This window comes from Bradyrhizobium yuanmingense (assembly GCF_025200905.1).
GTDB lineage: Bacteria > Pseudomonadota > Alphaproteobacteria > Rhizobiales > Xanthobacteraceae > Bradyrhizobium > Bradyrhizobium yuanmingense.
Window position 1 is genome coordinate 3,745,362 of sequence record NZ_CP104173.1, and the last position, 13,786, is coordinate 3,759,147.

Sequence of the window (13,786 nt, forward strand, 5' to 3'; positions counted from 1 at the left end):
GGCATAATGCCACTGTTTTGCCCGACAAATCAACGGCCAAGTGACGGCGCCTCCGGCACGGACTCGGCACGATAGGCCTGATCCGGGTCGTGGACCACGCTTGCTTGGGCCACCTCGGCCGCGATGGACGCGCCGAATGCAGAACGCCTTATCGCACAAGCACATAGCTACTGTGCATGGGGTTGTTTTCGCACTTTCCGATTTACCCCTCGTCAGCAGCTCGAACAGCTCGTGCGTCCGCTCAAACCGCGAGCGCCACATGTGCTTTGGTAGAGCGCGATGCACCGAGTCGACCTGTTCCCCCGTCGCTCGCAGATTACAAACCTGGTCCTATCGGGCTCGTAACGCGTTTGGGCGACACAGTCGTTCGTCGCTCGACCCGGGCCTTGGCATCCAGCACCTTGTCTCCAGCTCGTGCGGCTCGCGGCCGACTGATCTGGTCCGAAAGGCTCGAGCCTCTCCCTGACAGACTATTTGAACCAACACTGGCGTTTCCTTGAGCCTGTGTTGCCGGTCGGAATCTGCTTTGGGAGAACGCCGAACCAGCGGCCTTTTGATCTTCATTGCTCGTGCCGCTGCCAATTGCGCCGATCGGCAGGCCATTTTGAGCGCGACCAGCCCCGGCATTTCTCGCGGCCTGAGCTGCCGCCCGCGACCTCGCAGGCGTGGCGGGCTGGACGTTCGAATTGGTCGCTTCGCTGTTGGTGCCCAGATCTCCGCCGGGCGCGATGTCCTTCGTCCCCATCCCTGGGGGTGCTGAGGGACCTGCATTGCCCGCACTCGTCCCCATTCCAGAAGGCGCCGAGCCGCCAGCGCTACCCTGCCCCGTTCCCATGCCCGCTCCGGCGGAGCCGGCATTTGCGCCGCCCGCTTGCACCAGGGCCAACAGACATGAGCCTGCGACAATCGTGGCAATCACTGGACGAATGGCATGTGACATCGGACGATCTCCTTCGCCACGCCCAAATTAACTATAATGGTGGAGCAGGGTTTCCGCTACGAATTCGCAGTTGCGAGCGCTGACGAACGCGCAAGCCCCTACCCCTCGTCCAGGAGCTCGAACAGCTCCTCCACCCGCTCGAACGGCGCATCGCGCATCGGGCTGTGATAGACGACGCGGTCGCCGTCGCGTTGCAGTGACTTGCCTCGCGACTTGCGCAGGCGTCCGGGCAGGAACGTCGCTGCCGCAGCTTCAGGCCCGACGTCGAGGCGGATGATGCCGCGTCGCTTGCATTCGATCCTGAGCTTGGCCGCGGCGAAGAAGTCGCGCGCGAGCTTTGGCAAGGGTCCGAAGCGGCGGGAGGTTTCCTCCTCGAGGTCGTCGAGATCGTCCTCGTCGTTGCATCGTGCGGCGCGGGCATAGAGCTCGAGCCGCACCGGCTCGGACTGCACATAGCTCTCGGGCAGCATGTCCCCGACCGGCAGGTTGAGGTCGGGCACCCACAGCTGCTCGTCGCTCTTCTCCGAGGCCATTTTCAGCAGGTGGCTGTAGAGCACCGGCCCGAACACCTGGACGTGGCCGGATTGCTGTTCCGAGAACAAATCGCCCGCGCCGCGCAGATCCAGGTCGCGCTCGCTGATGGCAAAGCCCGCGCCCGGCCGGCTGAACTCCTCGAGCACGGCGAGGCGCTTCTCGGATTGTCCGGACTCCGTCTCGGTGAGCAGATGCGCGAAGGCGCGGATGCCGCCGCGGCCGACGCGTCCGCGCAGCTGGTGCAGTTGAGCGAGGCCGAATTTTTCCGGCCAGCACACCACGATGGTGTTGGCGCGGGGAATGTCGAGACCGCTCTCGACGATGTTGGTCGCGAGCAGGACGTCGGCATGGCCTTCGACGAAGCTCATCATGCGGTCGTCGATTTCGTCCGCGGCCAGCCTGCCGTGCAGGCAGACGATGCGCAGGTCCGGCGCCACGGCCCGCACCCGCGCCAGCATGGGATCGAGATCCTGGATGCGCGGGCAGATCAGGAAGCTTTGGCCGTGGCGGCGCTGCTCGCGCAGCAGCGCCGAGGCGATCGCCGCATCCGACAGCGGCGCGATCCGGGTCGCGACCGGAAGCCGGTGCACCGGGGGCGAGGCGATCACGCTGAGATCGCGGAAGCCGGCGAGGCCGGCGGCCAGCGTGCGCGGGATCGGCGTCGCGCTCATCATCAGCACGTGGACGTTCTTGGCGAGCCCTGCGAGCTTTGCCTTTTCCGCCGCGCCAAAATGCTGCTCCTCGTCGACGATGACGAGGCCGAGATCGTCGAACCTGACGTCCTTGCCGGTGAGCGCCTGCGTGCCGATCACGACCTTGGTCCGGCCGCTGCGCAGGCCCTCCCTGGTCTCCCGCAGCGCCGCGCCGGAGGTCGCGCGCGAGAGGTTGCCGACCTCGATGCCGAACGGGGCAAATCGCTTCTGGAACGTCGCGACGTGCTGGCGGGCCAGCACCGTCGTCGGCACCGCGACCGCCACCTGCTTGCCTGACAGCACCACCGCGGCTGCGGCGCGCAGCGCGACCTCGGTCTTGCCGAAGCCGACATCGCCGCAGATCACCCGATCCATCGGATGGCCGGATGCGAGATCATCCAGCACGTCCCGGATCGCCTGGGCCTGGTCGATCGTCGTGAAGTAAGGAAAACGCGCGACGAACTTCTCGTAGGCCGATCCCGGCGGCACCAGCTTTTCGCCGCGCCGCCGCCGGCGCTGGCTGATGTGCTTGGCGAGCGCCTTGCCGGCGATCTGGATCTCGCGCTCGGCCTCGCTGCGGCGCGCCCACCACGTGCTGCCGTCCGCCTTATCGAGCGAAAGCCTGCCGAGCTCGGCGGCGTAAGGCCACATCAAGGCGAGATCGGGCGGCGGCACCAGCACCGCATTGTCGCCGGCGAACTTCAGGCGGATCATCTCGCGCATCGCGCCCCCGCCGGTGTTGACGGTCTGCAGGCCGTCGAGCACGGCAAGGCCGCGCTGGAGATGAACGACCACCGTGCCCTGCTCCGGCGCATCGGCATGGTCGAAGGCCGCGCTCCAGGCGCGCGCCATCGGCTGCGGATGATGCGCGCGGCTGCCGAGCACGTCGGACGCCGTCACCACGACCAGAGGCTTCTTCGCCGGCACGACGAAACCGGCATCGAGATCGGCGAGCAGCGCCATCTCACCGCCCCGCCCGCGGGCCGCCTCCTCCCAGTCTTCGCAGCGCTCCGCCTTGACGCCGCTCATCCGCTCCATCACGCGCAGATCGTCCTCGTGCGCGGCAACGAGGATCAGCCGCGACCCGGCCCGGCGCGTCTCCTCGACGAAGCCACGCAACGCCTTCCGGGAGGATGTCAGCTTCGAAAATTCCGGGATGGCCTGGAACGGTGCCGTCCGCGGCAGCACCTTGATGCCCTTGGAGAGCCGCTTCCAATCGCTGCGCCCGAGATATTCGCGCTCCCGCTCGCTGCGGGGCGCGGCCTCCTCGATCGTATCGAGCCATCCGTCGGCATGCGACGGCACGCCGGCATCGGCGATCCATCTGGCGCCCACGCAATAATCGAACAGGCTGGCGCGCTTACCGCCTTTGCCGGCAAGGCCGAGCCGCTCCGACATGGGATCGACGAGCAGCTCCCTGGTCTCGAAGATGATCCTGTGCTCATGCGGGTCGAAGGCCACGATCCGTTTGATCGTGTGCTGCGAATGCTCGATCCGGAACGGCCCCAGCGCGCCCGCCGGGAATATCTCGAAGGTCTGGCCGTGGAACAGCGCCCCGCCCGGATAATCCGGCTCATCGTCAAGATCGTAACCGAGGGATTGCAGGCGGGACTCCAGCTCCTGCTCGGAGAACGTGCCGCCCACCTTCAAGCTCAGGCTCAGGCGCGACAGGCTGGCCGGCGGCGGCATCCGCTCCATCACCGCTTCAGCCGTCGATACCAGAAACACCGGCTTCTTGGACTTCGCAAGGCGCCTCAGCACGGAGGCTCTGCGCCCCGCGAGCTCGTGCGAGGGCTCCAGTTGATCGAACGGCAAGGTATTCAAGCGCGGAAACACCAGCACCTCGCAGGCGGGGTCGAGCGCGTGAATGACGCTGCCGAGCCGCTCCGCCCTGTTCTCGCTCTCGGCGAGAAACACGATGCCGCTGCGTCCGGACTGCTTCCATTGTCCAAGCAGATGAAGGGCCATCATGCCGAGAGGCGACGAAGACGAGATCGTGGCGCGCTGCGATCCTTTGCTCTTCTTCGGCGGCTTCTTGGCCACCCTTGCCTTCGTGGAAAGCCTCACTTGGACCCGTTTCTGCTTTTGAACCGCCGCAAACTGAATGCGAGCCGCCTTGCCCCTCGAATCGGCAGCTCGGCGCCATGCATATGGGATTTGCCCTGCGAACGCACCCCTCCTCGGTAACGTTCGAGGCGGCGGCGCGATCCCTTTCGATCTGCTCTTGGCTGTGAGAATGGAGGCACGAAAAAGCCCCAGCGCTTGGAGCAACGCTGGGGCGTTTCGTTCGAAATGAATCGGTTAAGCAATGACGTCTTCATAGCAGCGGTTTCGCCGCGCGCTTGTGAACTGGTTCACACGCCTAGTTGGCTCGGCGATGTCTGGCGGCATCGGGCCAGGCCGGCATTCAAGCTTTCTTCAGACATTTCGGATCAGCTGACGATCCATTTCAAAGTGATTGTCATCCGCGCATGAGTTCGGTCCAGGTTCAGTGCACGCGGTGCAAGAACGTGTTTCGCGATCGCGCCGGCCGGTTGCAGGACGGCTATTCCAGGCAATGTCCGAGCTGCGAAGTCGTGCTGTTCTTCGCCGAGGACTCGCAGCATCCCTTCATCAAGCGGGCGATGCGCAGTGCGCGCCAGGCCCGCAAGGAGATGCGGGAGCTCCAGGCCGCGAAGCTCGCCGCACCCGAGCCGGAGGTGGCGCAATCGAGGAGGTTTGCTGGCAGGACGCGATCGGCGGCGCGGGAGGACTAGCGGCTCAGCTTCGCCGCCGCTTGCGCGGAAACAGGCGGTCGCGGATGTAGCGCGAGGTCGCCGTCAGGCGGATGCCGCGGGGCTTGTGCCAGGCGGCGCGGTCGATCTCCTTCTTGTCGCCGATCGCCAGCCTGCCCTTGGCGGACTTGGCGATGAAGATCGCGTCGCTCATCTTGCGGCCGGAGCGCTTGTTCCTCGCCTTCACTTCCTTCCAGAGGCTGATCCTGCCGAGCTTCAGCTTGGGCAATTCCTCCTTGATCTCCCGCCGCAGGCAGTCCTTCTCCGACTCGCGCGCACGCTTGCGGCCGCCCGGAAACATCCACAGGCCGTCCGACCGGCGTCTGACCAACAATACCTTGCCGCGCCTGGCGGCAACCAGCTTGGAAGACTTTGCCATTGCTGCCGTTGTCGAAAACAGAATCGACCCAATGGTAACTTGTCTAGTCAAACAGACAAGTTAGCGACGCGCCTTGATCACAAGCCACGAGCTAACCGGCATGGGCGGCTGACACCGCGCTGGCGGGCGCGAGATCACCCCTTCCCCGTCTCCGCCCGGTCCTCGGTCCTGATCCAGGCCATCATCATTTCCCAGGCCACCGACAGGATGATCGGTCCGATGAACAGTCCGACGATGCCGTGGGCCAGCGTACCGCCGATCACGCCGACGAAGATCACGATGGTCGGGGTGGTCAGGCCACGGCCCATGACCAGCGGCTTCAGCATGGTGTCGATGAAGCCGACTAGGACGAAGAACACGGTGAGCAGCAGCGCGGTGGTGACGTCCTTAGCGGTCCAGATCCAGATGATCACTGGCAGCAGCACCAGGAAAGCACCGATCTGCACGATCGAGAGCAGCAGCACGATGAAGGCAAGAAGGCCCGCGCTCGGCACCGAGGCGAGCTTGAAGCCGATTCCGGCGAGCAGCGCCTGGACGATCGCCACGCCAATGACGCCCTGCGCCACGGCGCGGATGGTCGCACCGGCGAGCGAGAGGAAATGCTCGCTTTGCTCCGGCACGATGCGAAACAGGAAGTTGCGGCCGGCCGCGACCAGGCGCGGCCCATGCGGAAACAGGAAGCCGGCCACGAACACGGAGACGAGAAACTGGAGCGTGCCAAGGCCGGCGTCGCCCGCGAGCGAGAGCAGCGGGCCGGCCAGCGGCTGAAGATACGGCGCCACCTCGCGCACCGCCGTCCGAACGTTGTTGTAGGCCTGATCCCAGAGCTCGTAGAGCCAGGGGCCGACCAGCGGCCAGGACTTAAGCTGCTCCGGAGCCGATTGGAGCACGAGGTCGCCGGTGCCGAGCTGGTGCGCCAGCTCACGCACGCCGTCCACCGCGCTGATGCCGAGCCAGGTCGCCGGGCCGATGACGATACCCAGCGTGATCAGGGTCAGGATTATTGCTGCGGTTTTGGGTCGGCCGCCCAGGATCTTGGCGACCCAGCTGAATGCCGGATAGAACGCGACCGCCAGCACGCCGCTCCAGGCCAGGATTGGCACGAATGGGCGGATGATCAGGAAGGTCCAGATGATCAGCAGGGCGAGCAGGCCGAGGCGGATCACGAGCTGGATGACGTCCTCGCCCGTCAGCAACTGACGGAGGCTTTTCACGGGCACAGCTTTCCTTGCGGCATGAACGCAACTTCCGCGCTTGCGGGCTCAGCCGTTATTGCCAGCAACGTATCTGGCGTCAAGACGACCGGCTGCCGGATACCACATCGCCCGCCCCCAACCCGGCTTGGCTAACGCGGGTTAACCGGATTTCCCCGCGCCGGTTTACGCCCCTGCAAATGCTGGTGACTACCTTTCTTCGTAGTCACCGAAACGCATTCTGGGTCATGGCCAACAGCATCTGGACGATCGAAGAATTCACCTGCACCGGTTGCGGCATGAACTACACCGCGACCAGAGAGGAGCACAGCGAGGCTCACAGCGGCAACTTCAAATGCGGCATCTGCAGCGGCATCGTGCATGCCTGGTCCGGCAAGCACCACTTCTTCGGCTGGCAGGCCGTGAAGACGAGGCCACCGGTGTTCGGGCGGCGCTGGGCCGGCGTCGAATGGTAAGCCGCCTGCGGTGACGCCGGATCCGCCGAATTGCGCCGGCGCCGTTTGCACTCCGTTCACCGATCGCGGCTAGATCAGGACGGATCCTCCGCTTCGAACGCCATGGCCGACCTCAACGCCGTCCTGACCAGGCTCAACGACCGTCTGCTTCGCCTCGAGGGCGAGCTGTTCGTGCTGCGCTCGCTGGCGCGCGCGACATTGACCGCGGGCGACGACCATGCCGCGCGCATGCGCAAGCTGGTCGAGGCCGCAAAAGTCGCGCTCGACGACGAGGCCAAGCGCTCTCTCGACAAGCCGACCCGAAAATATGTCGATGCCGCAACCGCACTGGTGGAGGAGCTGCTGGTCGAACCCACCCCGGCGCGGCCGCTGTTCACGGTGATCGACGGCGGCCGGCGCGACTGAGCGCCCGCCTCAGCACGGCGATGACTACCGCCCATACATGCCCGGCGCACGTGCCCCGTGCGGGTAGCACTGTCCCTGCGAGTAATTGTAATCATAGCCGTCCGGACAGAGCCCGCCGCGTCGTCCGTAATATTGAGGGCGACCGTAAGCGCCGGGCGCGTGCGCACGATTCGGGTAGCACTCGCCTGTCGAGTAATTATAGTCGTAACCGTGCGGGCACAGGCCACCACGGCGCCCATAGCCCGAGCCGCGGCCCCCGGTGTAGACACCCGGCGCGTGACGGTCGTTGGGATAGCAGCGGCCGTTCGAGTGGTTGTAATCGTAGCCGTGTGGACATTGCCCGCCCGGACCGCCCCTGAACTGAACCTGCTCCACCATGGGCGCTGTCGGCGCCGCAGGCACGGTTGCAAGCGCAAGCAGGCCGGCCAGCGCAAGTTCGATCATGACGATTCCTTCAAAACACGGGACAAGCCTATCAGGATTCGCGTCCCACGAAACGACATGGCAATTGACGCATGGCTGGCCTGAACCCCGCATGAACCGGGCTCGGACTGCGACAATGCGTCAACGCCAGGCATCGCGCACGATGCCGACGTCTAGATCGTGGACTTATCCGACTTGAGCCGGCTGAGCCCCGCCTCGATGATCGCGATCTCCTCGTCGATCTGACCGATCGGCAGGCTGAAATCATAGCCGGACCGGCTCTTCAGATCGACCGCGAGCCGCTGCCTGTGCATCATCAGCTCGTCCAGTCCACGGCGGTTCTTCAGACGCACATAGGCGTCGACGATCTGCTCGATCGCGTTCGGCATGAGATCTGTCCCGGCGAAAAGGCCCGGCGGCGCGCCCACGCCGGCGGACGATTTCGGTGTCGCGGTACGCAATACAAATCCGCGACGGATTCGTCGATACGCCAAGCTGGTTGAGATCGTGTTACCGTTCGATGATTTCGTCAGTCGTGGGCATGAAAGGCCGCCGGCGGCCAAAAGCCGGGGTCGAAAACGGATGCGGGTTTGAAATGTCACCAGCCCCGGTTGGCGCACCCTTATCAGCCAATCCGAGGCATCTCTGTTAAGAACGAAACACAGGAACCCGCTACAGCCTCTCGTCGACGACGCAGCGCCCCAGGCAACGGTAGGCGTCCGAGATCGGCGCCACCTGATGGCGCAACGCCGGTCGGGACCGCCGGGTAAGGCCCGCCAGCTTGGGCCGACGTGGCCGCCAGCAGCGTCGCGACAACAAAAAACCCGACGCTCCGCATGCCTTCACTCCCAAGCCGATGTCATGCCCGCTTGGAAGGCGCCGGACGGCTCGACGGCGCAATCCCGGCGTTCGCGCAAGCGGCGCCCGGCGCATTGTTGATAACCCACGCAAACGCTGCGCGGGTGGTGACAGGGCATGCGGACGTGTTATCGGGGGATGACGCAGTTGCGAGACGGATCGGACACCCATGCGAATTACCCTCGTCGGCTCCCGCCATTTTGGCGTGACCACCCTGAACATGCTCCGGGAGCACAGCGTCTCGGTCGTCCGGGTCGTGGTGGCGGACGCCGACGACCGCCTCGCCGCGGCGGCCAAGGCGGCGGGCATCGAGGTGCAGGTGCAAGCCAATCCTAAGCTGGTGGTGGCCTCCGAGATCGCCCCGGACACCGATCTGATCATCACCGCGCACAGCCATGCCAGGATCGGCAAGGATGCGCTCGCCGCCGCCAGGCTCGGCGGGATCGGCTATCATCCCTCGCTGCTGCCGCGCCACCGCGGCAAGGCCGCGGTGGAATGGACCATCAAGGAAGGCGACCCCATCGCTGGCGGCACGATCTACCATCTCGCCGACCGCATGGATGCCGGCGCGATCGCCGCCCAGGACTGGTGCTTCGTCAAGAAGGGCGAGACCGCACGAGAGCTTTGGGAGCGCGCGCTGGCGCCGCTCGGGCTCAAGCTGCTGGCCGACGTGATCGATTACGCCAAGGTCCACAAGGCGCTACCCGCCAAAGTCCAGGACGAGCAGTTCGCGACCTCCGCGCCGAGCCTCTCCTGAGCCAAGACCCTCTGAGCCTGCCCTCGGAGCCGAAGTCTCCTGGAGCAAGCTCTTTCCGAGTCGTCCTGACGTTTACCCTTAACGTGCGGCGCCCTTGATTCTGCTTCGGAAATTGGAGCCAAAAGCGCAAATAAACCATTGTTCCCAAAGGAACAATTTTCGCTTTGGCATCGCAACAAATTTCCGTCACATTTCGTCCGAATAAGCGTCAACAACTCAGACACATTCAAGGACGAATTCATGCGTTTTGGTCGCATTGCGGTGTTCTGTGCCGCCCCAGTTCTCGCTGGCACCCTCGCCGCCCCCGCCTTCGCCCAGAATCCCTATGACGGCAATTGGCAAGTCACCATCGTGACCAAGAGCGGTTCGTGCGAGCCGACCGCAAGCTCGATGCTGACGGTTGCCGGCGGCAAGATCACCGCGCCCGGCGCTAACGTTTCCGGCACCATCGGCAGCGGGGGACTTGTGAAAGTTTCGATCAATGGTGCATATGCCAACGGTCAACTCAGCGGCAACGCCGGATCGGGGAAGTGGAATGGAGCATCTGCAGGCATACCGTGCAGCGGGCGGTGGGAAGCATCGCGCCAATAAACCAATTGAGGCTCGCGCCCGGAACCGGCGGCTGCTGATCGCGGCCGCCGTTTTGTTTGGGGCTGGGATCGCCGCGACCGAAAGCAGTGCCCAGTCCGGCCCGTTCGCCCCGCTGGCGGGCAGCTGGAGCGGTAGTGGCACGGTCACGCTGGATGACGGCTCGACCGAGCGGATCCGCTGCCGGGCCAAATACGCTCCGATCGGACCGACCATGGAGATGTCGCTGACCTGCGCCAGCGATGCCTACAAATTCAACCTCGGCGCCAACGTGAAGGCCGAAGGCGGCGCCATTGCAGGCAGTTGGTCCGAGACCAGCCGCAACATCTCCGGTTCGCTCCAGGGCCGCGGCAGCGGCGGAAGCTACGAGCTGGTAGCCTCCACTGCGGGCTTCAACGCCAACATCTCTCTCAAGACGTCCGGCAACAAGCAGAACGTCACGATGCGCGCGGACAGTCAGTTCCGCGGCGCGCACATCTCGATGTCGAAATAAGACGCTAGCTCACGCGACAATCGATCCGGCGCCCGCGCCGGATCGATTTTTTATGGGCCGGGCACGAACGCCGTGACCTCGATCTCGACCTTGGCACGCTCGTCCACGAGGCCTCCGATATAGAGCAGCGTCGAGGGCGGAAAATTGCGGCCGAGCGTTTCCTTCCAGGCCGCGCCAATGCCGGCACCTGCCGCTTCGTACTCGGCGCGGCTGGTCAGGTACCAGGTCAGGCGGACGATGTGCTCGGCGCCGGCACCGGCCTCGCCCAGCAGCTTAACGATCCGCTTCAGCGCCGTCGCGACCTGGGCTGCCATGTCGGGATCGTAACTGCCGGCCTCGTCGCCCCCGGTTTGGCCGGCGAGTACCACCCATCGGCCCGGCCCCTCGGTCACGACGCCGTGGGAAAAGCCGCGCGGTTTCTTCCACTCGGCCGGCTGCAAGATGCGCATGGGCAATGTCTCCCGATCTTTGTCGTTGTTCGCTGATGCCTTAGCATGCCGCCCAGCATCGCTGCATCCGCAGATTTGGCCGTTGCAAACGGCGGCAATGTCGCCGATACCGGCCGCCCCTCCTCTGTCCATCCCTTTCCGTATCCGCCGCAGATGAGCACCACACCGTCGAAAATGATGGCTGCACTGTGGATGGCCGGCTGGCTGTCGCTGATGCTGATCATGGCGGTGGCCGGGCGCGAGACCACGCGCGAGCTGAATGTTTTTCAGATCATGGAAATGAGGTCGCTGGCCGGCTTCGTCTTGCTCTCACCGATCATCTACCGCGCCGGCGGCTGGAAGGTGCTCAAGACATCGCGGTTGCCGCAGCATGTCGGCCGCAATTTGGTGCACTATGTTGCCCAACTCGGCTGGTTCTTCGCACTGACACTGATCCCGATCGGCCAGGTGGTCGCAATCGAGTTCACCATGCCGATCTGGACGGCCGTCCTCGCGGCGAGCTTCCTGTCCGAGCGGATGACGCCATGGAAGATCGCCGCCATCGTGCTCGGCCTCGTCGGCGTTATCGTCATTGTCCGCCCCTCGACCGGGGAGATCAATCCGGGGCAGCTCATCGCGCTTGGCGCCGCCATGGGATTTGGCGTCGCGATGGCGCTGGTCAAATCGCTGACCCGCACCGAGAGCGCTCTCTCGATCCTGTTCTGGATGCTGGTGGTGCAGTCGGTTGCGGGCTTCATTCCGACGCTGTTGGTCTGGACGTGGCCGTCGCTCTATGTCTGGGGCTGGGTCGGCGTGATCGCCGTCTGCGGCACGTTCTCACATTATTGCCTGGCCAGTGCGATGCGCTACGCCGACGCGACGATCGTGGTTCCGATGGATTTCCTGCGGGTTCCACTGACTGCAACTGCCGGTTGGCTGTTGTATTCCGAGCGGCTCGACGCTTGGACCCTGCTCGGCGCCGCGCTGATCCTGTTTGGCAATTTACTCAATTTGAAGCCCGTTTCGTCGGTTCCCGCCCGGGCCAGGTGAACCTCGCGCCGCCTCGCGCGACAAAACCAAGTGGCCGTGTGATTTGGATCACGTTGGAGCGACACTCCATCGTGCACATTCGGCCACACAGCAGCGGGTTGAACGCAACGGACTGCCGTTTTGGTGGCGCGAAGTCGGGCACTTCGTGTAGGTTCGTGGCCGATTTGTTGCTGCCTGCAATTCGATTCTGGGGATTTCAGAATGCGCTATCTCACCCTCCTCGCTTCGCTGATGTGCATGGCGCTGTCGATCAGTGCCGCCAAGGCTGACCGCCGCGTCGCCTTCGTCGTCGGCAACGGCTCCTACAAGAACGTCGCGCAATTGCCGAACCCGCCGATCGACGCCAAGGCGATGGCGGCCACGCTGCGCAATGTCGGCTTCGAGGTGATCGAAGGCTCCAATCTCAGCCGCGACCAGATGACCGAGAAGCTGCTTGATTTCGGCCGCAAGGCGCAAGGCTCCGATATCGCGCTGTTCTATTATGCCGGCCACGGCATCGCCGTCAGCGGCACCAATTACCTGCTGCCCGTCGATGCCGACATCAAGTCGGAGATGGACGTCAAGCTGGGCGCCGCCATCAACATCGACCTGACGCTCGAGCAGACCATGGGCGATGCCAAGGTCAAGCTCGTCTTCCTCGACGCCTGCCGGGACAATCCGTTCGCCGCGAAGATCAAGTCGAATTCGGCGACCCGCAGCGTCAACGTCCAGAGCGGCCTCGCCGAGATGAAGTCCGGCGAAGGCACGCTGATCGCGTTCGCCACCGGCCCGGGCCAGACCGCACTCGACGGCCAGGAAGGCAACAACAGCCCGTTCACGCGGGCGTTGATTGACAACATCACCAAGCCCGGCGTCGAGATCCAGCAGGCCATGACGTCGGTGCGCGCTCAGGTCAATGAAGAGACCCGCAAGGGCCAGCTGCCCTGGGGCCACACCAACCTGACCGGCTCCGTCTATCTCAATCAGGCGCCGACCACCCAGGTCGCCGCTGCGGCCCCGACCGCGACCGGCATTGTGCCGGCGGCGACCGGAAGCTCGGACGGTGTCGAGCTCGAATACTGGCGCTCGGTTAAGGAGTCCAACAAGGCCGAGGAGCTCAATGCCTACCTCACCGCTTACCCGAACGGCCAGTTCAAGGCGCTGGCGCTGGCGCGGCTAGCGGCGATCAAGAGCGGCCCCTCGACCGCGACCCGCACGCTCAATGCCGGCGTCGATCCCGCCACCTTCACGGATGAGGCTACCCAAGTGACCGAGGACCAAATCGGTCTCGACAAGAACAAGCGTCGCGACGTGCAGCGTCGACTCACGGCGCTCGGCTTCGACACCAACCAGACCGGCGTCTTCAACGACGAAACGCGGTCCGTGCTCAAGCGCTGGCAGACTGCGCGCGGCTATCCCTCGTCGGGTTATCTCAACAAGAACCAGCACAAGGCCCTGCTCTCGGAAATCGTGGCTGCCCCGGCAACGGCGAGCGACGGCAGCCAGAAGCCGGCTCGGCGCGCCGCCACCGCCCCGGCTCAGAGCAGCGCGCCGGCACCGGCTCCCCAGCCACGCAGCAATCCCGGCGATGCTGCCGGTGCGGCCTTCGTCGGTGGCGTCGTCGGCGGCATGATGGGCGGCATGTTCCGCCGCTGAGAGCGAGACGGATCCCAGACGACAGAAGCCCGGCTCGCGCCGGGCTTTTTCGTTTGTGATCCTCATGGTGAGGAGGCGCGAAGCGCCGTCTCGAACCATGAAGGCGCGCCTCGACCAGCGGGGCCTTCATCCTTCGAGACGCTTGCTTCGCAAGCTCCTCA

The 13,786-nt window shown here is 64.8% G+C and carries 13 protein-coding genes; 8 read left to right on the forward strand and 5 right to left on the reverse strand.

Translation table 11 applies throughout. The annotated features are described in order from the left end of the window. Positions 1-1,038: 1,038 nt before the first annotated feature. Positions 1,039-4,137: a DEAD/DEAH box helicase gene (locus N2605_RS17575; protein WP_225125346.1), complete on the reverse strand. Its 3,099-nt coding sequence runs from the start codon at positions 4,135-4,137 to the stop codon at positions 1,039-1,041. Positions 4,138-4,637: 500 nt separating this feature from the next. Here N2605_RS17575 and N2605_RS17580 point away from each other — a divergent pair, with 500 nt between their 5' ends. Next, positions 4,638-4,922 (forward strand): hypothetical protein, encoded by a 285-nt coding sequence (locus N2605_RS17580; protein ID WP_036028134.1) that lies wholly within the window; start codon positions 4,638-4,640, stop codon positions 4,920-4,922. 4 nt (positions 4,923-4,926) lie between these two features. On the opposite strand, the gene N2605_RS17585 is transcribed toward N2605_RS17580, so the two are convergent. Continuing rightward, positions 4,927-5,319, reverse strand: coding sequence for an NUDIX hydrolase (locus N2605_RS17585; RefSeq protein WP_157286040.1), 393 nt, complete (start codon positions 5,317-5,319; stop codon positions 4,927-4,929). 134 nt (positions 5,320-5,453) lie between these two features. After that, the gene (locus N2605_RS17590) at positions 5,454-6,533 is read right to left on the reverse strand and encodes an AI-2E family transporter (RefSeq protein ID WP_370107652.1); all 1,080 of its coding nucleotides are present in this window, start codon (positions 6,531-6,533) and stop codon (positions 5,454-5,456) included. A 227-nt stretch (positions 6,534-6,760) separates the two neighbouring features. On the opposite strand from N2605_RS17590, the gene N2605_RS17595 reads away from it, so the two are divergent. After that, complete coding sequence (locus N2605_RS17595; RefSeq protein WP_036012574.1) at positions 6,761-6,988, forward strand: hypothetical protein; 228 nt, start codon at positions 6,761-6,763, stop codon at positions 6,986-6,988. 102 nt (positions 6,989-7,090) lie between these two features. Beyond that, complete coding sequence (locus N2605_RS17600) at positions 7,091-7,393, forward strand: hypothetical protein (RefSeq protein WP_036012577.1); 303 nt, start codon at positions 7,091-7,093, stop codon at positions 7,391-7,393. A 596-nt stretch (positions 7,394-7,989) separates the two neighbouring features. Here N2605_RS17600 and N2605_RS17605 read toward each other — a convergent pair. Then, a complete protein-coding gene (locus N2605_RS17605; protein ID WP_036012594.1) occupies positions 7,990-8,205 on the reverse strand; it encodes a hypothetical protein in 216 nt (71 codons plus the stop codon). A gap of 638 nt (positions 8,206-8,843) precedes the next feature. On the opposite strand from N2605_RS17605, the gene N2605_RS17610 reads away from it, so the two are divergent. The 3 genes from N2605_RS17610 (at position 8,844) to N2605_RS17620 (ending at position 10,512) form a co-directional block, all read left to right on the forward strand. Next, the gene (locus tag N2605_RS17610; RefSeq protein WP_036012580.1) at positions 8,844-9,431 is read left to right on the forward strand and encodes a formyltransferase family protein; all 588 of its coding nucleotides are present in this window, start codon (positions 8,844-8,846) and stop codon (positions 9,429-9,431) included. A gap of 240 nt (positions 9,432-9,671) precedes the next feature. Beyond that, the gene (locus tag N2605_RS17615; protein WP_036012597.1) at positions 9,672-10,022 is read left to right on the forward strand and encodes a hypothetical protein; all 351 of its coding nucleotides are present in this window, start codon (positions 9,672-9,674) and stop codon (positions 10,020-10,022) included. Further along, positions 9,967-10,512 (forward strand): hypothetical protein, encoded by a 546-nt coding sequence (locus N2605_RS17620; protein WP_074447965.1) that lies wholly within the window; start codon positions 9,967-9,969, stop codon positions 10,510-10,512. The genes N2605_RS17615 and N2605_RS17620 overlap by 56 nt, the downstream gene beginning before the upstream one ends. Before the next feature lie 50 nt (positions 10,513-10,562). Here N2605_RS17620 and N2605_RS17625 read toward each other — a convergent pair whose 3' ends face one another. Next, the gene (locus N2605_RS17625; RefSeq protein ID WP_036012586.1) at positions 10,563-10,961 is read right to left on the reverse strand and encodes a RidA family protein; all 399 of its coding nucleotides are present in this window, start codon (positions 10,959-10,961) and stop codon (positions 10,563-10,565) included. Positions 10,962-11,114: 153 nt separating this feature from the next. Here N2605_RS17625 and N2605_RS17630 point away from each other — a divergent pair, with 153 nt between their 5' ends. Both N2605_RS17630 and N2605_RS17635 read left to right on the forward strand, forming a co-directional pair. Next, a complete protein-coding gene (locus tag N2605_RS17630; protein ID WP_225112546.1) occupies positions 11,115-11,990 on the forward strand; it encodes a DMT family transporter in 876 nt (291 codons plus the stop codon). Positions 11,991-12,191: 201 nt separating this feature from the next. After that, positions 12,192-13,625 (forward strand): caspase family protein, encoded by a 1,434-nt coding sequence (locus N2605_RS17635; protein WP_057029251.1) that lies wholly within the window; start codon positions 12,192-12,194, stop codon positions 13,623-13,625. Positions 13,626-13,786 lie beyond the last annotated feature (161 nt).